This is a genomic window from Gemmatimonadaceae bacterium, from assembly GCA_036003045.1.
Classification (GTDB): Bacteria; Gemmatimonadota; Gemmatimonadetes; order Gemmatimonadales; family Gemmatimonadaceae; genus JAQBQB01.
The window spans coordinates 197,346-218,823 of the sequence record DASYSS010000017.1 but is presented as its reverse complement, the minus strand read 5'-3'; the positions used below and the strand labels follow the sequence as shown (position 1 = coordinate 218,823).

21 protein-coding genes, 1 other RNA gene and 1 pseudogene are annotated in these 21,478 nt (G+C 65.3%); 15 read left to right on the top strand and 8 right to left on the bottom strand.

Translation table 11 applies throughout. The features are described from left to right. The first annotated feature begins 141 nt into the window (after positions 1 to 141). The gene (locus VGQ44_03055) at positions 142 to 1,053 is read left to right on the top strand and encodes a serine/threonine-protein kinase (GenBank protein ID HEV8445763.1); all 912 of its coding nucleotides are present in this window, start codon (positions 142 to 144) and stop codon (positions 1,051 to 1,053) included. Here the strand turns inward: VGQ44_03055 and VGQ44_03050 are convergent. Then, positions 1,013 to 2,422 carry an ATP-binding protein gene (locus VGQ44_03050; GenBank protein ID HEV8445762.1) on the bottom strand — a complete coding sequence of 470 codons (1,410 nt, stop codon included), beginning with the start codon at positions 2,420 to 2,422 and terminating at the stop codon, positions 1,013 to 1,015. The genes VGQ44_03055 and VGQ44_03050 overlap by 41 nt on opposite strands. Positions 2,423 to 2,484: 62 nt before the next feature. Between VGQ44_03050 and pyrE the strand changes: the two genes are divergently transcribed. Then, entirely contained in the window at positions 2,485 to 3,072 is a 588-nt protein-coding gene (gene pyrE, locus VGQ44_03045) for an orotate phosphoribosyltransferase (GenBank protein ID HEV8445761.1), read from the top strand. On the opposite strand, the gene VGQ44_03040 is transcribed toward pyrE, so the two are convergent. Continuing rightward, positions 3,069 to 3,953: a helix-turn-helix domain-containing protein gene (locus VGQ44_03040; protein HEV8445760.1), complete on the bottom strand. Its 885-nt coding sequence runs from the start codon at positions 3,951 to 3,953 to the stop codon at positions 3,069 to 3,071. The two genes, pyrE and VGQ44_03040, sit on opposite strands and share 4 nt — an antisense overlap. A gap of 157 nt (positions 3,954 to 4,110) precedes the next feature. Here VGQ44_03040 and rnpB point away from each other — a divergent pair. After that, positions 4,111 to 4,512, top strand: an RNA gene (rnpB, locus tag VGQ44_03035) — RNase P RNA component class A. Between the two features lie 37 nt (positions 4,513 to 4,549). On the opposite strand, the gene VGQ44_03030 is transcribed toward rnpB, so the two are convergent. The 3 genes from VGQ44_03030 to dnaA all read right to left on the bottom strand — a co-directional run bounded on the left by VGQ44_03030 (position 4,550) and on the right by dnaA (position 8,023). After that, positions 4,550 to 5,221, bottom strand: coding sequence for a DUF4126 domain-containing protein (locus tag VGQ44_03030; GenBank protein HEV8445759.1), 672 nt, complete (start codon positions 5,219 to 5,221; stop codon positions 4,550 to 4,552). Between the two features lie 54 nt (positions 5,222 to 5,275). Then, positions 5,276 to 6,388, bottom strand: a complete 1,113-nt coding sequence (gene dnaN, locus VGQ44_03025) for a DNA polymerase III subunit beta (GenBank protein ID HEV8445758.1) — start codon at positions 6,386 to 6,388, stop codon at positions 5,276 to 5,278. 249 nt (positions 6,389 to 6,637) lie between these two features. Beyond that, positions 6,638 to 8,023 carry a chromosomal replication initiator protein DnaA gene (gene dnaA, locus VGQ44_03020; GenBank protein ID HEV8445757.1) on the bottom strand — a complete coding sequence of 462 codons (1,386 nt, stop codon included), beginning with the start codon at positions 8,021 to 8,023 and terminating at the stop codon, positions 6,638 to 6,640. Between the two features lie 168 nt (positions 8,024 to 8,191). Here dnaA and rpmH point away from each other — a divergent pair, with 168 nt between their 5' ends. From rpmH to mnmE, 6 genes and pseudogenes are all read left to right on the top strand, one after another. After that, positions 8,192 to 8,356, top strand: a complete 165-nt coding sequence (gene rpmH, locus VGQ44_03015; protein ID HEV8445756.1) for a 50S ribosomal protein L34 — start codon at positions 8,192 to 8,194, stop codon at positions 8,354 to 8,356. Between the two features lie 37 nt (positions 8,357 to 8,393). Next, positions 8,394 to 8,747 (top strand): annotated as a pseudogene (rnpA, locus tag VGQ44_03010) (ribonuclease P protein component). A 5-nt stretch (positions 8,748 to 8,752) separates the two neighbouring features. After that, positions 8,753 to 8,962, top strand: a complete 210-nt coding sequence (gene yidD, locus VGQ44_03005) for a membrane protein insertion efficiency factor YidD (GenBank protein ID HEV8445755.1) — start codon at positions 8,753 to 8,755, stop codon at positions 8,960 to 8,962. A gap of 42 nt (positions 8,963 to 9,004) precedes the next feature. Further along, on the top strand, positions 9,005 to 10,708 hold the full coding sequence (locus VGQ44_03000; GenBank protein HEV8445754.1) for a YidC/Oxa1 family insertase periplasmic-domain containing protein: 1,704 nt from the start codon (positions 9,005 to 9,007) through the stop codon (positions 10,706 to 10,708). Between the two features lie 51 nt (positions 10,709 to 10,759). After that, a complete protein-coding gene (locus VGQ44_02995) occupies positions 10,760 to 11,548 on the top strand; it encodes an MBL fold metallo-hydrolase (protein HEV8445753.1) in 789 nt (262 codons plus the stop codon). Between the two features lie 2 nt (positions 11,549 to 11,550). Continuing rightward, positions 11,551 to 12,963: a tRNA uridine-5-carboxymethylaminomethyl(34) synthesis GTPase MnmE gene (gene mnmE, locus VGQ44_02990; GenBank protein ID HEV8445752.1), complete on the top strand. Its 1,413-nt coding sequence runs from the start codon at positions 11,551 to 11,553 to the stop codon at positions 12,961 to 12,963. A 29-nt stretch (positions 12,964 to 12,992) separates the two neighbouring features. Here mnmE and VGQ44_02985 read toward each other — a convergent pair whose 3' ends face one another. Then, positions 12,993 to 13,931, bottom strand: a complete 939-nt coding sequence (locus tag VGQ44_02985) for a hypothetical protein (GenBank protein HEV8445751.1) — start codon at positions 13,929 to 13,931, stop codon at positions 12,993 to 12,995. Between the two features lie 179 nt (positions 13,932 to 14,110). Here VGQ44_02985 and VGQ44_02980 point away from each other — a divergent pair, with 179 nt between their 5' ends. After that, positions 14,111 to 14,764 carry a DUF2225 domain-containing protein gene (locus VGQ44_02980; GenBank protein HEV8445750.1) on the top strand — a complete coding sequence of 218 codons (654 nt, stop codon included), beginning with the start codon at positions 14,111 to 14,113 and terminating at the stop codon, positions 14,762 to 14,764. A 65-nt stretch (positions 14,765 to 14,829) separates the two neighbouring features. Here VGQ44_02980 and upp read toward each other — a convergent pair whose 3' ends face one another. Next, positions 14,830 to 15,477, bottom strand: coding sequence for a uracil phosphoribosyltransferase (gene upp, locus VGQ44_02975; protein ID HEV8445749.1), 648 nt, complete (start codon positions 15,475 to 15,477; stop codon positions 14,830 to 14,832). Positions 15,478 to 15,591: 114 nt separating this feature from the next. Between upp and VGQ44_02970 the strand changes: the two genes are divergently transcribed. After that, complete coding sequence (locus VGQ44_02970; GenBank protein HEV8445748.1) at positions 15,592 to 16,200, top strand: YdcF family protein; 609 nt, start codon at positions 15,592 to 15,594, stop codon at positions 16,198 to 16,200. Here VGQ44_02970 and VGQ44_02965 read toward each other — a convergent pair. Next, positions 16,160 to 17,035 carry an alpha/beta fold hydrolase gene (locus tag VGQ44_02965; GenBank protein HEV8445747.1) on the bottom strand — a complete coding sequence of 292 codons (876 nt, stop codon included), beginning with the start codon at positions 17,033 to 17,035 and terminating at the stop codon, positions 16,160 to 16,162. The genes VGQ44_02970 and VGQ44_02965 overlap by 41 nt on opposite strands. Positions 17,036 to 17,110: 75 nt before the next feature. On the opposite strand from VGQ44_02965, the gene VGQ44_02960 reads away from it, so the two are divergent. The 4 genes from VGQ44_02960 (at position 17,111) to VGQ44_02945 (ending at position 21,289) form a co-directional block, all read left to right on the top strand. Beyond that, positions 17,111 to 18,424 carry a pitrilysin family protein gene (locus tag VGQ44_02960; protein ID HEV8445746.1) on the top strand — a complete coding sequence of 438 codons (1,314 nt, stop codon included), beginning with the start codon at positions 17,111 to 17,113 and terminating at the stop codon, positions 18,422 to 18,424. Next, entirely contained in the window at positions 18,421 to 19,812 is a 1,392-nt protein-coding gene (locus VGQ44_02955) for a pitrilysin family protein (protein HEV8445745.1), read from the top strand. The genes VGQ44_02960 and VGQ44_02955 overlap by 4 nt, the downstream gene beginning before the upstream one ends. Further along, positions 19,809 to 20,369 carry an NUDIX hydrolase gene (locus tag VGQ44_02950; GenBank protein HEV8445744.1) on the top strand — a complete coding sequence of 187 codons (561 nt, stop codon included), beginning with the start codon at positions 19,809 to 19,811 and terminating at the stop codon, positions 20,367 to 20,369. Before VGQ44_02955 ends, VGQ44_02950 begins: the two co-directional genes overlap by 4 nt. 287 nt (positions 20,370 to 20,656) lie before the next feature. Further along, a complete protein-coding gene (locus tag VGQ44_02945; GenBank protein HEV8445743.1) occupies positions 20,657 to 21,289 on the top strand; it encodes a sigma-70 family RNA polymerase sigma factor in 633 nt (210 codons plus the stop codon). The last annotated feature ends 189 nt before the right edge of the window (positions 21,290 to 21,478 follow it).

Here is a 21,478-nt window from a genome sequence, read left to right as displayed (position 1 = left end):
ACAGGATGAATCGCTCCTGCATGGGCGCTGAGCAAGCCGGGACGGCTTGCGCGGCCCTATATAGAAGCGCCCTCCCGAATTTGTCAAGCAACGTGGTCCGGCATTCTTGCCGAGCCTGGGGCGCGACGTTAGGTTCGCGCCGTGCCCCGGGAAAATCTCGTAGGACAAACGATTGCCGGCTATTCGCTCCAGAGCGAAGTCGGCGAAGGTGGAACGTCGGCGGTGTTCCGCGCGCATCACGCGTCGCACGGAACCGTCGCCGTAAAAGTGTTGCGCGAGAAGCTGCGGCAGGACCGCACCGCGGTCGCCCGCTTCCTGCGCGAGGCCCGCTACGGCGAGCGCGTACAGCATCCAAACGTCGTTCGGACGATCGAGATCGGCGAAGCCGAACCGGGGATGCATTTCCTCGCCATCGAGTGGGCGGCGGGCGACATCCTCGAGAAGTACGCCAAGCAGAAGGGGCCGCTGCCGGTCGACGAAGTGTGCGCCGTCGTGCGCCAGATCGCGGATGCCGTGCACGCCGCGCATTCAGTCGGCATCGTTCACCGCGATCTCAAGCCCGAGAACGTGATGTACGATTCGACGGCGCGACAGGTGAAGCTACTGGACTTCGGCATCGCGACGGACACGGACATGTCGCCGGAGCAACGCCTCACGCGCGCCGGGTTCTTCGTCGGAACGCTCATGTACGTGGCGCCCGAGGCGCTATCGGGCGAGCTCGTGGGCCCGCTGGCCGATCAGTACAGTCTGGCGACGATCGCCTACTTTCTGCTCACGGGTGCGCTGCCGTTTCCGGCCAAGACGCCGCGCGAAATGTTCTCGCAGCTTCTCTCGCAGCCGCCGATTCCGCTGAACCAGGCGAAGCCCGGCCTCAAGTTCTCGACGGCTGTGGAAGCGGTCGTGATGCGTGGATTGAGCAAGGAGCCGCCGAAGCGCTACTCCGACGTCGTCGAGTTCGCGCGCGAGTTTTGTCAGGCGACGTCTTCGCCAGGACAGACGGAAAAGCAGGGATTCACGGCGAAGCTGGCGTCGATCTTTCGTCGGAAGGAGTGATCGTCGACCCGGCTTCGGGCGCCGCGACCGGCTCGGCGCCCGAGGTTTCCAGATCCGCCGGATTCACGGGCAGCCAGAGTGTAAACGTGGATCCTTTGCCGAGCTGACTCTCGACGCGAATGTCGCCGCCGAGGAGTTGCGCGAGCCGCCGCGAGATGGCGAGTCCGAGTCCGGTGCCGCGCTGCATCGATTCGCTGCGCGGACCAGCGTTCACCTGCTCGAACTCCTCGAAGATTCGCGATTGATCCGCTGGCGCGATGCCGACACCGGTGTCGACGACCTGCAACGCGATCCAGATTCGACGCGGGTCCGGGGATTGAGAGTTCAGGACCGGATCGTCGGGCGTGGGGCGGCGCGGTCCGCGAGGCGCCGCTCCGATCAGCCGTCCGCGCACGGCGACGCCGCCGGAAGGCGTGTACTTGATCGCGTTGCCGATGAGGTTCACAAGTATCTGGCGCAGGTGCGTCGGATCGGTGCGCAACTTGGGCAGCGATGCGCCGACGGCGATCGAGAAACTCAATCCTCGCTCGTTGACCAACGACTCGAGCTCGCTGGCGACGTTAAGCACGAACGGGCGGAGCACGATCGTCTCGGCGTGCACCTCGAGGCGCCCGGCCGCGATCTTCGCAATGTCGAGCACCTGGTCGACGAGGTGGCGCAGGTGCGTCGCGGAGGCGGCGATGCGATCGACCGGCGGCACCTGGCGCAGAGTGAGATCACCGTAGACGCCGTCCTTGAGCAGCTCGACGAACCCGACGATGGCGTTGAGCGGCGTGCGCAGCTCGTGCGAGATGTTCGCGAGAAACTCGCTCTTTGCCGTGTTGGCGCGAGCCACCTCGCTGTAGAGACGTTCGAGCTCCGCGGACCTGCCGGCGACTCGAACGGTTTGACGGCGTTCCCGGATCAAACCGTAGCCGAGGAGCGCGACGGTGAGCAGGCTCAGAACCCAGAGCGCGATTCGCAGCGGCTCGAAGGTCATCTCGTGGGCGACGACGAGCGTCCACACGAGCGTGTCGGGCACTTCGACACGAACCGACGCCGTGAGAGCACCACGCAGCGCCGCGCGCTTGCCCACGGCGAGCACCGTATCGTGCCCCGCGATGAGCGCGGCGGCGACCCGCTCGCCGGGGGCTCGCTGAACGATCGTGCGGAGGGCCGGACTGGAGGCCGGCGCCGCCAACACGCCGGGGCTCCTCAGCACCGCGCTCACGGCATAGCTCGACTCCAACGCGTCGATCTCGGCCTCGCGCTGCGCGGCGCGTGACAGGGCGCTGTCGCTCGCCACGAGGCCGCAAATCATGAACAGCAGCGCGGTCGTAAGGAGGAGCGAAACCTCGCGCAGAGAGAATCTGGCGAGCGCGGCGCGCACCATATGGTGTTGATTTGGGCGGACGGTGTTTAATTGATCGCCGACACAGACTAGCACCCGCCATGTCGAAACGAAACGACTTGATAACGCTTCTCGCGACGCGCTCGGCGAAGCGAGGCAACTTCACGCTGGCATCCGGTCGGCAGTCTTCCTTATACATCGACGCGCGGATCACCACAATGAGCCCGGACGGCCTCGCGTTGATCGGCCCGTTGGGTTTGGAGGCCATTCGCGAAGCGGGGTGGCAGGCGGACTCGGTCGGCGGACTGACGCTCGGCGCGGATCCGATCGCCTACGCCATCGCGTACGCGAGCGCGACGACCGGCGCACCGGTTCGCGCCTTTACGGTGCGCAAGGAAGCGAAGTCCCACGGGACTGGGCGGCTGATCGAGGGGCCGTTCAGGCCGGGCGACTCGGTGGTCGTGATCGAAGACACGATCACCACCGGCTCGTCGGCGCTTCGCGCGATCGACGCCGTGAGTGCGGGCGGCGGATCGATCGTCGGCGTGCTCGCGCTCGTCGACCGCGAGGAGGGAGGGCGAGAGGCGATCGAGGCGCAGGGGCATCGCGTGATCTCGCTCGCGCGCGCGAAGGAGATCATGGCGACGATGCCCGCCGCCTCGGTGAGGGGTGAAGCGCGAGGCGACTAATGGATCACCTGGCGCGCGGCCGGCGAGCCCCAATTGGGCGCGAGGGGACGAAGCCGGTGCAGCGGCTCGAGGTGCGGCAGAACGAGCGTGGCGCGGAACAGCTCGAACATTCCGCGACCGTCGTACGAATCGCGCAACTGCAACGCCGTCATGTTGAGCAGCATCCGCACGTGGCGTCCGAAGCTCTGGGGCGACGAGTAGTCCATGTGGTTCGCGATGTTCGCCACGGAGAAGCCTGGATTCTCGAAGAGCCTCGCGGCGCGCACCAGCCGTGCCATCGCCAGGTAGCGCTTCGGGGCCGGCAGCTTGGCTCTGAAAAATCTGCTCATCAGCGTGCTGGGCAGCACGTCCAGCCGACGAGCGAGCGCCCGAACGGTGGATACGTGCGCCGGCACGAGAAAGAGCGCCTCGAAGAAACGCCAGCAGTCGTGCGACACGCCGGCGAGATCGATGGCGAGCTGCCCCAATGCCTCGCGCTGAATGTCCTCGGCGCGCGTCGTGAGCAGATAGTTCCGCAGCTCACGCCATCCGTCCGCCTCGCGCACGTCGACGAGTTGGCGTACTCCCGTCGATCCGAGCGAGAGCATTGCCTGCGGGGCCGCCCGGTCCACGCTCGTGAGCAGCGCCACGGTGGGAACGCGCGGGAATTCACGCACCAGCGCGGCGACTGCGGCTCTCTCAGTGGAGTCGCAGCGGGCGACGGAGAGCACGACCGCTCCCGCGCGTTGCGTCTTGAGATCTTGAACCACTTCCGCGACGGAATCGCGGTGGATGGTCTGATACCATCCGTCTCCGGCGGCGTCGACGCGGAGCCGCTCAATGGGAGTCAACATCGTGACGATCGCGAGCGGCTTCGCGGTATTGCGTGGATCGGGATGCATTGATCGGTTCCTGCGCGGCGAATGGGTGGGATTCGACGGCTACACGAGTCGTCCTCGGCTCGTGTGCGACGACGGTAGAACACGGCCGTCAGCGCGCCGTCAGGTGCGACGCGTTTGCGAACGCTCCGGCGCGGCGCGATCATTATGTTTGAAATAGGTCGCCAACCGGGTGGTCGCGAGTGGTAGCGTTTCATCGCCGCTCGAGGAAAGTCCGGACTCCTTGGGCACGCTGCCAGATAACTACTGGGCGTCACCGGCTTCGGCCGGAGCGACGACGGAGAGTGCAACAGAAAACACACCGCCGACGGCTTTGAGGAAACTCGAATGCACGGGCAAGGGTGAAATGGTGGGGTAAGAGCCCACCGCGCGGCTGGCAACAGACGCGGCACGGCAAACCCCAGCGGGAGCAAGGCCAAATAAGCAGCGAGAGGCGCCCACCTCGATCAACACGCTGCGGGTAGGCTGCTGGAGGGCGCGGGCGACCGCGCTCCGAGAGGAATGACCGCCGCCCGGACTTCGGTCCGGCGCACAGAATCCGGCTTACAGGTTCGCGACCGACGGCGCGCCGAGAACACGGCGCGCCGTTTCGCGTTTCTTCAGTCGTCGTCGAAGAGGTCCGCGCGCGGCACCGCGCGGCTGATGCGTTCTTCACGCATTCGCGGCGCCTGCATCAGCCCGGCCGCCGGCATCCATCTGCCGCGGAACACCTGACGAAGGGCTTTCCATATGAAACGCACGGTCATGATCAGGCCCGCCAGCACGACTAACGCGAAGAAGAGCGTGATCAACGGGTGGTGCCAGATAGCCACGGCAACCACCGCGACCAGCGCGAATTCGGCGCCATTCGCCACGCTGTTCGTGATCGGCTCCGGCGACGCGTCGATCGCATAGCGGAGCCCGAGCTTGGTGGTGTGCGTGGTGATCGCGAGCCCGCCGCCGAGCAGCGCGGCGATGAGCACGATCACCGGGTCGGCATGCCAGGCCGTGGCCGCGGCCAGCATCGCCGCCGCCGGCGGCCGAATCAGACTGTGCAGCGTCTCCCACGCCGACGCGACGCCTGGAATCAGGGTGGCCAGGAACTCGATGCTGTAGAGCGCGACCGCGAGTAGGATGACGGCGAGGTTGCCGAACCCTTCGATCGTGGTCGGCACGTTGTGCACCCAGCCGTAGCGAACGGCAAGCCCGGTGATCGCGACGGTGGCGTAGAGATTCAGCCCCGCCGCGTAAGCCAGCCCGAGACTCTGAACAAGCGTGATGAGACTGAACACGTCGCGCGACCTCCTCCCCAACTTCGCCGGCGGGGAGACGAGAGTAAACGCCGATCAGTCGAGCAGCCGCAAAGGCATCACGAGACAGAGGTACGAGGCCGGATCCGCCCACCCTTCGGGCTCGATCGTCGCCGCACGCTCAGGCGCCTTGAACGTCAACCGGACTTCGTCCGTCGGAATGAAACGCAGAATCTCGAGCAGATAGTTCGCGTTGAAGCCGATGTCCAGAGGGTCGCCGGTGTATCGAACCGCCAATTCGTCGGTCGCCTCGCCGAGGTCCGGGGTCTGTACGCTGAACTTGAGCATGCCGGCGTTGAAGGACAGCCGGATGCGGTGCGTCTGGTCGGACGCGATGATCGACATTCGGCGCAGCGCGCTCGTGAGCGCGGTTCGGTCGGCGATGGCGACGCGGTTGTTGTCCTTGGGAAGGACCGCGTCGTAAGGCGGATAGGGTCCTTCGATGAGACGCGTGAAGACCGCCGTGAACGGCGAGCGGAAACCGAGGTGGTTGTCGCCCTTCGCGATCTCGAGCTCCTCGTCCTCGGGAAAGAGACGACGGATCTGCTCGAGCGCCTTGGCGGGAACGATCAAGTCGCTCGACGGAGCGCCGCCGGACTTGATCGGCGTCTCCATCTTGGCGAGCCGGTGCCCGTTCGTCGCGACCATTCGCATCATGTCCGGCCGAAGCTCCCACAGCACGCCATTCAAAATCGGCCGGCTTTCCTCCGTCGAGACGGCGAACGACGTGTGCGAAATCAGCTTCTGCAGGTCGCCGGAACGAATGCGCCAGCTCTCGTTGAACCGAACGTTCGGGAACGCCGGGAACTCGTCGCGCGGCAGGCCGAGAATCTTGAAGTGCGAACGACCGCAATCGAGCGTCACACGCTGCTCGCCGGCGGCGGCGATGCGAACCGGCGCGGGCGGCAACTCGCGAGCGATCTCACTGAGCTTTTTCGCGGGGACGGTCGTGGCGCCAGTGGTCTCGACGTCGGCCGCGACCTCGGTCGTGACGGCGATGTCGAGGTCCGTGCCGGACAATCGAATGCCCTTGTCGGTGGCCTCGACGAGAATGTTCGCGAGAACCGGCAGCGTCGTCTTGGCCGGTATGCTCGCGGTGACCGCGGCAAGACCTTCCTGCAATTTTTCTCGGGAGATCGTAAACCGCATCGCGGCTCCTTTGCGCTTCTTTGTGCAAAACAACTCGGCCTTACTAGATCTCTTTTTAAAAGAGAAATACCTAGTAGCCGTAGTAGTCGTTGTTGACCAGTGGAAAATCGCTGGAAGTTACATCGAATCAAGCAGTTCCACTATGGGGGCTCATGTGGACGTCATGTGGGCAATGATAGTACTCCAGATCCCCACAGGGTCCGGCGAGGCGGCGGACTGAAAAGCTGTGGAAAGCGTGCATCGTCATGTTCAATTCCGGAGACTTTCCAACGCCGCTTTGATCCTACCGACACGCTGCGCGAACGATGGATCCTCGTTCATCATGGCGATCACGCGCTCGAGCGAGTGGATGACCGTGGAGTGATCGCGGCCCCCGAACGCCGCGCCGATTTCGACCAGCTGCATGCCGAGTAGGTCGCGCATCAGATACATCGCGATCTGACGCGGTACGGTGAGGTTCTTCGTGCGCGTTTTGGAGCGAAGCCCTTCGTTGGTAACGCCCCACTCCTTGGACACGGCCTGCTGGATCGCGAAGGCGTTGAGCGCCGGTCCGCCGGGGGTTTCACCCGGGAGCGGCTTGAGCTTGTCGCGTAGCGCCTCGCGAGCGACGTCGACGGTGATTTCGCGGTGCTTGAGCGACGCGTAGGCGAGCAGCTTGATGATCGATCCTTCCAGCTCGCGCACGCTCGAACGCACGTTTTCGGCGATGAACCGGACCACCTCTTCGGGAATCGTCAACTCCAGGTGGTCGAGCTGCGCTTTTTGGCGAAGGATGGCGATTCGGTGCTCGAGATCGGGCATCTCGATATCGGCGACCATTCCCCAGTGGAAGCGCGAAACGAGCCGCGCCTCGAGGCCAGGGATTTCCTCGGGAGGTCGATCGCTGGTGAGAACGATCTGGCGCCCGGCTTCATAGAGAGCGTTGAAGGTGTGAAAGAATTCCTCCTGCATCGCCTCCTTCCCTTTGAGGAAGTGGACGTCGTCGACAAGGAGGAGGTCCGTCTCGCGGAAGCGTCGGCGGAAGTCTGCGGTGGTGCGGTTCTGAATCGCGGCCACGAGCTCGTTGGTGAACTGCTCGGTGCCGATGAAGGTGATTCGCGTCTCGGGCTTCCGGAGCAGGATCTCGTGGGCGATGGCCTGCATGAGGTGGGTCTTGCCGAGTCCCGTGTCGCCGTAGATGAAGAGCGGGTTGTAGACCTTGCCTGGGGCCTGGCCGACGGCATGCGCGGCGGCGGCGGCGAGCTCGTTGGATTTCCCGATGACGAAATACTCGAACGTGTATCGATCGCTTAATGGTGGCGAATTGATGCCGCCATTCTGCTGCGTGATCGGTCGCTGCGGCGGCTGCGCGATGAACAAATCCATCTGCGACCGGGCCCGCCGCTCTTCGGTCACCTTGAACACGACGCTGAGCGGGTGCCCGAGTGCGATGGGAGCGAGGCTGGCCAGCATGTCGGCATGCTTGGACTCGTTCCAGTCGGCGGCGAACTGGTCCGGGCAACCGACGAACACCGTCGTCTCGTTCATGGACAGCGCCTCAGTCGGCTCGAGCCAGGTTCTGTAGGTCTGCTCGGGCAGCTCTTGACGAGCGCGATCGAGCAGACGGCTCCAAGCTTCGTGGGCGGTCAGCGACATGTCGGCGAACGAGAGATTGCGGCGGGGCAGCGAAGCTAGACGGGCTGTGTGGAAAAAGCAAACCCAACGCGTGCGCGGCGGCGCAAAATGTCTTGAACTATCTCTCTGCCTGGACTAACCTTAAAGGTCTATATCGCAAATCTGCTCTGACCGTTTTGGAGTGCTCCAATGGGTAAGCCGACGTACCGTCCGCGAAACAAGCGCCGAATCAAAACCCACGGGTTTCGGACGCGTATGGAAACGAAATGGGGACGCGAAGTGCTCAGCCGGCGCCGGAAGAAGGGACGCAAACGCCTCACCGTCAAGTTGCCGAGCAAGTACGCCGGCGTCTGACGAGGGGAGCGGGGACGGCTTCGGATTTCCGCGCGAGGCGCGTCTCACGCGACGCCTCGACATTCAGAGGGTGGTTCAAGAGGGGAGGCGAATTCGCACCGCGTACCTCGACGTCCGCGTGCTCGCGTCCCCTCTCTCGCATTCGCGGATCGGTATCATCGTGCCACGCCATCACCAGACCGCTGTCGAACGAAACCGACTCAAGCGTCGGCTTCGCGAGCTGGCGCGGATCCGCTTGCTGCCCTCGTTGCGTGTCGGCGCGGCGTTGGATCTGGCAATTCGAGCCAAGCGCGAGGCGTACGCCGCACGAATGGAAGCGCTGGCGGCCGACGTCACGGCGATCCTTCGCCGGGTCGCGCCTCCCGCGGCCGCTGAGCCGCCGAGCGCGTAGCGCAGATGCGGCGCGTTCTGGTCCTGTTCGTGCGCGGCTACCAGGTGGCGATCTCACCGATACTGCCCGCTTCGTGCCGCTATTATCCAAGCTGCTCGGCCTACGCGATCGAAGCGATCGAACGCTACGGCGCGATGCGCGGCGCGTGGATGGCGGCGCGGCGGATTGCCCGGTGTCATCCGTTCCGACCCGGCGGCTACGACCCCGTTCCATAGCCATTCGACCGTCCGAAGCCATTCGACCGCCCGAAACACTGCATGGATAAACGCACGCTGCTCGCGGCCGCCTTGATGGCGCTCGTCATCGTACTCACGCCGCGGATTTTTTCGTCGAGATCGGCGCCCCCTCCCGCGGCGACGCGCGCCGACAGCACGGCTGTCAGCACCGCGGCGCCGGCGAATAGCGCGGCGGCCACGCCGCAGGCACCGACGGTGACGGCTCCCAAGGCCGATACGACGCGCCGCACCACGACACCGATCGCGCAGGCCGCCACGATCACGACGCCTCGCGCGACGTTCGCGCTGATGAACCCCGGCGCCGCGCCGGGCGACGTGACGCTTCCGTCGTTTCGCGATCTCCGGCCGGGCGATCCGAAGGGAACGAACGTCGTCATCGCTCCCGCGGGCAAGCTGCACTTGGTCTATCGACTCGCCGCGGGCGCCGACACGATCGCGCTGGACACGCTCCATTTCACGGTGGCGCCGACGCCCAACGAGGTCACGTTCTCGTCGGTGCCGATCAACGTCAGCTATCGGACGACGTCGGATGGCTACCGTCTTTCGGTGAGCGGCCGCGCCAACAACGCGCCGCCAGGGGCGACGCTCGTCATCGATCTTCCCTCGGGCATTCGATCCGTCGAGGCGGACACGCTCGACGACTCGCGGCACCTCGCCTTCGCTTTCAAGATTCCAAGGCGGGATCCGACGAGTGTCGCGTTCTCGAAACTCGAGCCCGGGTCCGCGCGCATCGACACCGGTTCGTTCCAGTGGGTCGCCGCGAAGACGAAGTATTGGCTCGTAGCCTTGATGCAGCCCGTCGGTTCGCTGCCGTCGGCGGGAATCTTTCGCGACATCCTGTTGCGCGGCGCGCCGCGCACGGGCAAGGTCGTCGATGCTGCGTACGCGAGAACGACGCTACCGCTCAAGAACAACGCGTTCGCGTTCGACCTGTACATCGGGCCGCAGTCGTGGGCCGAACTGCACGCGCTGAACAACGACCTCGAGAACGTCAACCCGTACGCCGGCTGGCTCCATCCGGTGGTGCAGCCGTTCGCGACGATCGTGATGCGCGTGTTGCTCTGGATGAAGGCGACGCTGCGCGTGAACTACGGCTGGGTGCTGATCATCTTCGGCGTCGTCATCAGGCTTCTGCTCTGGCCGCTCAACAACAAGGCCATGCGCTCGAGCATCCAGATGCAACGCCTGCAGCCCGAGCTGACCGCGATTCAGGCGAAGTACAAGAGCGATCCGGAGAAGCAGCGCGACGCCCTGGTGAAGGTCTATCAGGACCACGGCATGAGTCCGTTCAGTCCGATGCTCGGCTGCCTGCCGATGCTGTTGCCGATGCCCGTGCTGTTCGCGCTGTACTTCGTGTTCCAGAACACGATCGAGTTTCGCGGCGTGCCGTTCCTCTGGCTTCCGGACCTCGCGCTCAAGGACCCGCTTTACATCATCCCGCTCGTGATGGGCGGATCGATGTACCTGCTCTCGTGGCTCGGCATGCGTTCGAGCCCGCCGAACCCGCAGGCGAAGATGATGAGCTACATGATGCCGGTGATGTTCACGTTCCTGTTCCTGAACTTCGCGTCGGGCTTGAACCTCTACTACGCCGTGCAGAACATCGCCGCGCTGCCGCAACAGTGGTTCCTGTCGCGGGAGCGCGTGCGCGCGGGCGTCTCGTCGACCCCGGCGCTCGGGTCAGCGGGCGCGGCGCGGGCCGGTCCGGCCACGCGAAAGACGTAGACGGCGGATCGCTGCGCGACGTGCACGGCCGTTGCACGTTACGGTGGTACCATGCACGTCACCTACATCGGCCACGCGACCCTGCTCATCCAGATCGGCGAGACTCGGCTTCTCACCGACCCGAACTTCGACGCGCGCCTCGGCCGCATCCTGCCGCGCGTGGCGGCGCCAGGTATCGCCCTCGACGAGCTTCCGAGACTCGACGCGATCCTGCTCACGCACGCGCACGCCGACCATTTGTCGTTCGACTCTCTCGACCGCCTGCAGCGTGATATTCCGATCATCGCACCGCCCGCCGTGGCGAACTGGTTGCGGCGGCTCGGCTATAACGAGACCGTTTCAGTGGGTCCGGGCGAGCGGTTCGAGATTGCCTCGGTCGGCGTTCACGCCGCGACCGCGACCCACCGCGGCAACCGCTACGGTTTCGACCGGTGGCGCAGCGCGGCAAACATGTACCTGATCGACGGCGGCGCGACGACGGCGTTCTTCGCCGGGGACACCGCGCTCGACACCGATACGCACGGGTTGGTCGAGCGGGTTCTCTGGGAGCGTGGGCAGGAGCTCGATCTCGCGATGCTGCCGATCGGCTACGCGCCGTGGTGGAAGCCGGGTTTTCGGCGCGGCCACCTGACGCACGACGACGCGCTCGAGTTGTTCGAGCGGTTGCGTGCGCGGATCTTCGTCCCATATCACTGGGGAACGTTCAGGCACGTGACTGCGACGGCGCACGACGCGATTCGACGGCTGCGTGCCGCCGTCGAACGCCATCCGCTGCGTGCCGGTGTGCGCATCATCGAGCCGGGAGAGTCGCTCGAGGTTCACGGAGCAGCGGCGGCGTGACGATGCCGCGCGAGCAGGCGCGGCATTCCAGCAGTTCACCGATCGACTCATCGGAGACGATCGTCGCCCCGGCGACGGCGCCCGGGCGGGGCGCGCTGTCGGTCGTGCGCCTGTCCGGAAAAAACGCGCACGACATCGGCCGCGCCGCGTTGCTATCGTGGCCCGAGACCGCGCGGGTGGCGACGTTGACCAAGGTTCACGACGTCGCGGGCACCGTGCTCGATCAAGTCGTGGTGATCCGCTACGACGCGCCGGCGTCGTTCACCGGCGAAGATTCCGTCGAGCTGATTACCCATGGTGGCGCCGTGGTGTCGGCGACCGTCGTTGCGGCGCTCGTCGGGCGTGGCGCACGGCTGGCTCGTCCCGGCGAGTTCACGCGGCGCGCCGTTCTCAACGGGAAGCTCGACGTGCTACAGGCCGAAGCCACCGGCGATCTCATCGACGCGGGCTCGCGCGCCGCCCAGGCTATGGCACTGCGGCAGCTCGACGGCGGGCTGACGCGCCGAATCACGTCGCTCAGGAGCGAGCTGATCACGCTCGAAGCGCTGATCGCGTACGACATCGACTTTCCCGAAGAGGACGATGGGCCGATTGCGCCGGCGCGAATTCTTCGGCAGACGGACGCCGTCGTGAACGCGCTCGATCAGCTTCTCGCGACCGCGCGGGCGGGGGAATTGGTCCGAGAGGGTGCGCTGGTGGTGATCGCCGGCGCGCCGAACGTCGGCAAATCTTCGTTGTTCAACGCACTGCTCGGCGAAAGCCGGGCGATCGTGACCGACATTCCGGGAACCACGCGCGACGCGATCGAGGCTGTCGTCGATACACCGTCGCTGCCGTTGCGTCTCGTGGATACGGCCGGAATCCGCGATGCCGTGGACCCGGTCGAGCGGCTCGGCGTTCAGGTCAGCGCGTCGTACGTCGCGCGGGCGGCCGTGGTGTTGGCCTGCGGCGACGACCGCGAGTCGATGCGTCAGATCGGCTCGAGTCTCGCCGGCCGCACAGCGGCGCCGATCGTCGCGGTTTGGACGAAGATCGACCTCGCGCCGCCGACTGATAATGAGCTGGAAGCCGTGCGCGACATCATCGGCGCATCGAGCGTCGTTGGGGTCAGCGCGGAAACAGGCACTGGCCTCGACCTCCTGTTGTCGTCCGTCGCCAGCCTGGCGACCGGCGACGCCGGCGAGCTACACGCCGATGCGCCGATTCTGACTCGCGAGCGACATCGGTATGCCGTGGCGAAGGCACTCGAGGAGGTTCGCGCGTTCCGGTCGGCGTGGCGGGGAGGCGACGTGCCGGCAACGGTAGCCGCCGTTCATCTTCGCGAAGCGGTGACGATGCTCGAGGACCTGATCGGCGCGGTGGACATCGAGGACGTGCTCGACGAAGTGTTTCGACGGTTCTGCGTTGGGAAATGAGGCGCCGCGCCGGCGCACGCCGAGCGAAACTACGCGGTCATGACGGCCGCGTGCCCGAGCGCTGAAATCTCGACGCCGCTCGCGCGCATCGCCCAGGCAATTCCGTTGGCGGCGATCGCCGGCTCGCAGAGCCGAGCGCCGAGGTAATAACCGGCTCGCTCGGGAATGACGTAGCGGTCGACCGTGCGCGCTTCGTCGCTCATGCCGCCCGAGAGGTATCGGAGCCGGAGACCGAGGCCGGAGCGATCCAAATCTCCGCCGATGGCTCGTGTGAGCACCGACTCGAGTTGACGCACCTCGGTGTATTGGCGGCGGCCGTACCCGAAGTATTCCCATGCGGCATGTCCGGGGCTCACCTGCCGTGACGCATGGATCGCGAGCCCTTCGTTGATCAGCAGCTCGCGAAGGGGCGTTCTCCGTCCGGTGTCCCAGTACGAGTAGTATCCGTTCGCGTCGCGGATCACGTTGCGCAATTCGCTGCGACTGGTCGGCGACGTGTAGCGCACGACGTGCGCGATCTCGTGGGCGAGCCAGAGCGGAATGAGCTCGGGGTCGAGGCCGAGGCCCTGTGTCTCCGCGTTCGTCTGCCCGGTAAAATGCTCGAGACAGACGAACGCGATTCCGCGCCCGTCGACGACCAACTCGCCGGCATTCGCCGCTCCGACGCCGACCATCAACACGACGTCGACGTCACAGTCCATTGCAAGCAACTCGCGGCACTGCTGCTCGGTGTTGCGTGCAAGCGACACCACATCGGTGCGCTCGAGCATCGCCCTCAAATCCGGACGTGCGGCCGACACGGTCGATCGGACGATGTCCACGTAGTGCGGACCGTCGGGATCGATCACATAATTGTGCCAGTACGGCTCGAGGATCTTGCGGTGGCTGCTGAAGTAGCGCTGGTACGCGGCTTGTCGGTCGGTGCTATCGAGAACGGCGAAGAAGTCGGGTAGCAGGTTGATCAGCATTCTCGACCGGGCGCGGGAAGGCGGCGCGACGTTTCCGACGGACGCGGAATGATAGTGGCGATCTGAAAAGTGAACAAGAGTCGAGAACGTCGAATCAGTAGCCGAAAGCAGAGTGAGATGTGGCACAGTTCTTCCCATTTTGACTTTTGGAAAGACCGACGCATGGCGGGGATGAACCGATGACCACGCTGCAGCAGATAGAGCTTCAGTGCCCAATCTGCGAGACACGTTTCCGCTCGCAGACGGTAGTATCCACCAATTCTTTCGGCGGGAAGCGTACTGACTTTCACGAGCGCGCGGCGGGAACGCAGCCGCTGCCGTATCTCATTCACACGTGCAGTCGTTGCGGTTACTCGGGTGCCGATCGTGATTTCACCGACGGCGCCGACGTATCGCCGATCCTGAAGGAGCGTGTTTGGTCCGAGCTCGCGCCGGCGATCAACAACGGGACGCGAACGGGTTCAGAGAAGTACGAGGCCGCCGCGAAGGTGGCCGAGTGGCAAGGCGCCGAACCGCGGCACGTTGCCGACCTCCTGCTCCGCGCGGCTTGGTGCTGCGTGGACGAGGGCGACACCGAAGCCGAACGCTTCTTCCGGCGGAAAGCGGCCTGGAAATTCGAGGAGTCACTGAGCGCCTTCGACGGCGTCCCGCGCGACGAGCGAGCCGTGATCAACTACTTGGTCGGCGAGTTGTGGCGCCGAGTCGGCGACACGACGTTGGCCGAGACCTGGTTCGACCGAGTCCGGTCCGAGATCGTGGATTCGGAGGCCCAGCAGTGGATCGTCGAGGCCGCGGACCAGCAGCGCGACGCGCCGCGTGAGTGGTTCAGCTGACGAGGATCACCTGGATCTGACGAGCGCGCCCCGTTTGGGGCGCGTTTTCGTTTCAGCGTTCACCCCTACCGGGTTCCGAAGAGACGGTCGCCGGCATCCCCGAGTCCCGGTAGGATGTAACCCTGTTCGTTGAGGCCGCGATCGAGAGCGGCGCAATACACCACGACGTCGGGATGCTCGCGCGCGAGCCGACGAACGCCTTCGGGGGCGGCGACCAGGCACATGAAGCGAATGCGCGTCGCGCCGGCCCGTTTGAGCGACGCGACGGCAGCGACCGCGCTCCCGCCTGTCGCGAGCATCGGATCGAGAAGGAAGAAGTCCCGCTCGGACGCGTCGCCCGGGACCTTGAAGTAGTAGTCCACCGGCTCGAGGGTGTCGTGATCGCGATAGAGACCGATGTGTCCGATCCGCGCGCCCGGAACGAGGCGGTAGATCCCTTCGACCATCCCGAGGCCGGCGCGCAGGATCGGCACGAGCGTGAGCTTCTTGCCGCTCATACGCTTGCCGACGGTTCGCTCGAGCGGCGTCTCGACCGTGGCGTCGGCGAGCACCAGATCGCTCGTCGCCTCGTATGCGAGGAGCATCGCGATCTCGTCGACCAGCTCCTTGAAGATTTTCGTCGGCGTTTCGCGATCCCGGAGGATGCTCAGCTTGTGTTGCACCAAAGGGTGCGACACGAGGCGCAGCGTCGGGAGGCCGGGGGTGGTGTCCATGGCGCGCAAACTACTAATTTCGCGCCCATGGCAGAATACCGGTCGCGGCCGTGGGATGATGCAGCACGCGAGCGGCCGTTCGCGCCGCCGAGCGCGTTCTAGTTTCGACGGCGTATGCTTCCGCCGCGACGGGCGAATTGGTGGCGGCTCGGCTGGCTCGTGAGCCTTCTGATGTTCGCCGGGTGGGCGTTGTCGCTCGTCGGCGTCTATGTCTGGGGGCATCGCGATACCGCGCGTCCCGTCGCGGCAATCGTCGTCATGGGAGCCGCGCAATACGGCGGCCGGCCGTCGCCCGTCTTTCGAGCCCGCATCGACCACGGGATCGATCTGTGGCGCCGCGGCCTGGCGCCACGGCTGATTTTTACCGGCGGTCCGGGCGACCGCGACACGACGAGCGAGGCCGCGGTCGCCGAGCGCTACGCCATCGACCACGGCGTGACGCCGCGCGCGATCATGATCGAGAACGCAGGCCGCTCGACGGCTGAATCACTTCAGCACGTCGCGGCGCTGATGGACGCCGAACCGTCGCGGACGGTGATTCTCGTAAGCGATCCGTTCCACATGTTGCGGCTGACGATTCTAGCTCGACGCTACGGGCTCACGGCCTATGCGTCGCCGACGCGGACGAGCCCCATCTCGACGAATTGGCGCGAGTCGTGGAAGTACGCGCTCGGCGAATCGATCAAGGTGCCGATCGCTTTTCTGCTTCAGCGCCGAGAATAGCCCCGGCGGACGGGGCCTCACCACTGTCCACGGCGCGCACCAGCCACGACCAGTACGCCGGACCGCCGACCTCCGGAACGTCGTTGTGTCCGGCGCCGCGAACGACGAGTAACTCGCCCTTGTTCCCGGCCGCCGCGAAGACCTCGCGTCCCATGCGCACCGGCACCACGACGTCGCGATCCCCGTGCGACACCCACACGGGAGCGCGGAGCGTGTGAACTCGCGTCGGCGTGTCGAAGTGGATGCGGGAGATGAGTCGCCACAGCCCGGATATCCCCGGCACCCCCAGGCGGGCCGCCATCGCTTTTGCCGTGCTCAGGGGCGATTGCAGGACGAGCGCGCGCGGGGTGTCATGCGCAGCAAGCTCCGCGGCGACGGCGCTGCCGAGCGAGTGGCCGTAGAGGACGACGTCGGTGTGCGCGATGCCGAGCCGCCGCGTCAGGAAATCCATGGCCGCTTCGGCGTCGAGGGCGGAGGTCCTGTACGTAGGCCCCCCGCCGATTCCGTCGTATCCCCGATACTCGGGCAACAGGACGCATGCGTCGGCCTCGCGGGAGAGCCGCGTGGCCCACGGGATGAACCAGCGGGACACGTCAGCGTTGCCGTGGAAGGCGATTACCGCGGTTCGAGGCGATCGGCAGTTGCCGACGAGGAAACCGAAGAGCTCGATTCCGTCGGCGGTCCGATAGGAAACGCGCTCGGCCTGGACGGGTCCGTCATGCACCGCGCGAGGCGGCTGAAACAGCACCCGTTCCTGATAGTGCCAGAGCATGAGGAGGAGCCCGACATAGGCGAGCGCCGCTCCGGCTGCGACTAAATAGATGATTCGTAACACGTGCGACCGCTTCGGCTCGACGAGTAAACTCTCGTCAGGGTTCCAGTGCCCACTTGATGAGTGCAATTTAGACCGATGCGCATTCCGATCGAAACCCTTCGGTTGCCGAACGGACTATTTGTGAGCCTGTCCGAAGATCATACGGCGCCGATCGTCGCGGTGAATCTTTGGTACCACGTCGGTTCAGCGAACGAGCCGCCCGGTCGCACAGGGTTCGCGCATCTGTTCGAGCACATGTTGTTCCAGGGTTCGGCCGACGTCGAGGCGAACGAGCACTTCGAGCTCGTGCAGCGCGCGGGCGGAACGCTCAACGGATCCACCTGGCTCGAGCGCACCAACTATTTCGAAACGCTGCCATCGAACCAGCTCGAACTGGCACTGTGGCTGGAAGCGAACCGCATGGGCAAGCTGCTGCCCGCGATGACGCAGCAGAAGCTCGACACGCAGCGCGACGTCGTGATGAACGAACGCCGCTGGTCGATGGACAACCAGCCGTACGGCTCGTGGATGGAAAAGCTCCCCGCTCTCTGCTTTCCGCCCGAGCACCCGTTTCATCACTCGCTCATGGGCTCGATGGAGGACTTGACGGCGGCGAGCCTCGGCGACGTCGAGCAGTTCTTCGCCACCTACTACACCCCCGACAACGCGGTCTTGTCGATCGCGGGCGACTTCGAGCCTGCCGAGGCGCGGCGACTCGTCGAAAGGCATTTCGGCGAGATTCCGCGCGGCGCGGGGAAGCCGCCACTGCCTGACATGTCGCTCCCGCCTGTGTTCGGTGAGTGGCGCCGTGAAGTCGTCGCCGACGACATCATGCTGCCGCGACTGTTCTTGGCGTTTCGCTCGCCGGTCTTCGGGACGAAGGAGTACTACGCTGCGAGCACGTGCGGCGCAGTGCTGGGACTCCGGAACGCGAGCCTCTTGCGGCGGCGCCTCGTGCGCGAGCGGCAAGTCGCCGCCGAAGTGACGGCCTTCACGTACGACTTGTCGAAGGGAATGGATCTGCTCGTCGTCGACGCGACGGCGCGGCCGGGAATCTCGGCCGACCAACTCGAGCGCGACGTCGCGAACGAGATCGACGCCGTCATGCGAGACGGAGTATCCGACGAGGATGTCGAGCGGGCGATCGCCGTCATCCAGACGATGTTCGTCTCGGCGATGCAGCAAGCGGCCGAGCGCGCCGACCGAATCTCGTTGTTCGCTACATATCTCGGCGATCCGACGAAGGTGAACGACGAGGTGGACCGTTATCGCGCGGTGACGGCAAAGGCCGTGAACGCGTTCATCCGCGAACGATTGGGCGAGAACAACCGCGCGAGCCTCGTGTACGTGCCGCGCGACGCGTCGTCTGAGGAACTCGTGGGATCTGGAGCCGCGGCGGCGATCGAATGAGCGCGCCCACGGCACAGCAGCCTCGAAAGTCGCCGCGCCCGGCGCCGGGACCACGCCGCGACTACCACTTTCCGCGGTTCGTTCGCCGCCGGCTCGAGAATGGCCTCGAGCTCATCGTGGCGCCGGTTACAAAACTGCCGTTGGTGACGGTGGCGGTCGTCATAGACGCGGGCGCCGTCTGCGATTCGGCGGGGCGCGAAGGTGTCGCCCGGCTCGGCGCGAAGCTCATGCTCGAGGGCACGGACAAATACGACGGAGCCGAGCTTACCGAGCGGTTCGAGCGGTTGGGCGCTTCGATTGACGCTGAGGCTGATTGGGACGAAGCGGCGTTGACGATGACCGTGACGTCGGACCGGCTGCCCGCCGCGTTCGATCTGCTCGGCGAAGTGCTGCGCTCGCCGGCATTCCCGCAGCGCGAAGTCGACCGACTCAAGGCTGAGCGCGAAGCGGAGCTGCTCCAACTGCGAGCCGAGCCGCGGGGCTTGGCCGATGAGCTGTTCACGCAGTTTCTCTATACGCCGTCATCGCGCTATGCGCGGCCCGATGGCGGCGACGAAGCAAGCGTAGCGGGCCTCGAGCGGTCGCACTTCCGGGCGTTTTATGAATCGCGCTACGCTCCGGGCGCGACGACCGTCATCGTCGTCGGCGACGTGACCGCGGATCGCGCCGAAGAGCTGGCGCGTTCGACGCTTGGTGGGTGGTCCGGAAGCAAACCGCAAAAAATCGCGGCAGACGCGTCACCGTCGCGCCTTGGCCGAGCGGTGCACATCGTGGCGAAGGCGGACGCGCCGCAATCGGAGCTGCGCATCGGACACATCGGAATTCCGCGCAACCATCCGGACTTCTTCGCCGTGAACGTGATGAACGCGATTCTCGGCGGGCTGTTCAACTCGCGCATCAACTTGAATCTGCGCGAAGCGCACGGCTACACGTACGGCGCCTTCTCGGTGTTCGACTGGAGACGTCAAGCCGGGCCGTTCCTCGTTCAGACCGCCGTGCGGTCCGACATCACCGATGCGGCCGCGCGCGAGGTGCTGATCGAGATCGACCGGATTCGCGCCGACCGCGTGGGCGAGGACGAGCTGTCGCTTGCGACGAGTTACCTCGACGGCGTTTTTCCCATTCGGTTCGAGACGACGGCGGCGATCGCGGCGGCGTTGTCGATCCTCGTCGTGCACGGTTTGCCGGAGGACTATTACGACCGGTATCGAGAGCGCGTGCGGGCGGTGACGCGCGATCAGATCCTCGAAGCCGCGCGACAGCACTTGCACCCCGAGGCGCTGCAACTCGTCGCCGTCGGCGATCCGTCGGTGATACGAGAGCGGCTCACGACGCTCGAGTTCGGGCCGGTCTCGCTGTACGACGCCACGGGCCAGCGCATCGAATGACACCGCTCGAAAGCGCCGGTCAGGTCGGGACCGAGCGCAAGTACACCGGCAAAATCATCGCGGTCGACCGGGATACGGTTCGCTTTCCTGATGGGTCGGTCGGAGAACTGGACATCATTCGCCATCCCGGGGCGAGCGCGATCGTCCCGTTCGTCAGCGACGTCGACGGCGAAGATCCGCAGATCCTCTTGCTGCGTCAGTATCGATACGCGGCCGGTGATTTTCTGTACGAGATTCCCGCCGGCCGTCTCGAGCCGGGCGAGGATCCGCGGGACTGCGCCGTTCGAGAACTTCGTGAAGAGACCGGATGCGCCGCCTCCCGGTTGGACTTCATGTTCACGATGTTCACGACGCCTGGCTTTACGGACGAGCGCATCCACGTCTTTCTGGCCACGGGGCTCGAGCGCGGGTCAACCGCGCACGAACCCGACGAGTTCATGACGGTCGAGACAATGACCCTCTCCCGCGCGCTCGAGTTGATCCAAGAGGGGCGGATCAACGACGCGAAAACGGCGCTCTCAATCCTCTACGCCGCAGGGTTCCGAGCCGGTCGCTGAGCAACCCGCGCCGTCGGTGCTGTGTCAAAAGAAGGACAACGAAACGCGCCGGATCCGACGGTTCCGTCACGTATTGTGGACATAGGGGAATCCGGGCCGGACCGGCCGGTGTCGATCCAAGTCATTGATATCCAAAGGCTTAAAACGTGCCAAGATTCTGGGAACCCCCGGCATGGCACCTGCCCCTTTGGATGGGCGAGAAGTGATGGTTCCTGAGGGCCGCGATCGAATCTCTCCTGTTCGTCCGGTCGTACCCTTCAATGAGGTGCCAAGGGGGCACTGCTACCATGGCTGAAGTCGCAATCAAACGGGCGCCGTTGGCTGGCGCGGCACGTCAAAGACTCCAGACGCTGGACGATGCGTCCGTCGTCGGAGCGTTTCTCGGGGGCGAGGAGCGCGCCTTTACCGAGCTGGTCGAGCGGTACCAGACGCGGCTTCTCAACTTCATCTACCGGACGATCGGGGACCGGGAGCGGGCCGAGGATCTCGTGCAAGAGGTCTTCATCCGGGTGTACCGACATCTGCACCGATTCGACCGGACGAAGAAGTTCTCGACGTGGGTCTACACGATCGCGTCGAACCTGGCGAAGAACGAGCTCCGCAATCGTTCCCGCAATCCGTTGGTCCTGTTCCAGACCATCAAGGCCAACTGGGACGATGAAGAGCGTCCGCTGCAATTCGAAGACACGACCGCTCGCCCCGACGACATGTTCCGTCGCCGGCATCTGCGGGCTCTCGTGGAGGAGACCGTGGCTCGGCTTCCGGAGCATCACCGGCAGGTGTTTGTGCTCCGCGAACTGGAGGGGAAGTCGTACGAGGAGATTGCCGAGATCACGGACTGCAACTTGGGAACGGTAAAGTCACGGCTGAACAGGGCGCGCAACGCCTTTGCGTCGATCATCGAGCCGAAGATCGATTAGCGTCGAGACTCGAGGTCGGCTGTACGATAGATGGAGGGGAGAAGCGGGCGGCGCCAACTCGGCCTCGCCCGTTTCGCATTCTGCGGGTCTCGCGTCTCTCCTGAGACCGCCGTATTCTGGAACCGCCTCTGGTTCGCAGGGTACCGACTGACGAACACCACTTCTGCGGTACCAGCCTCCGAGCACTTT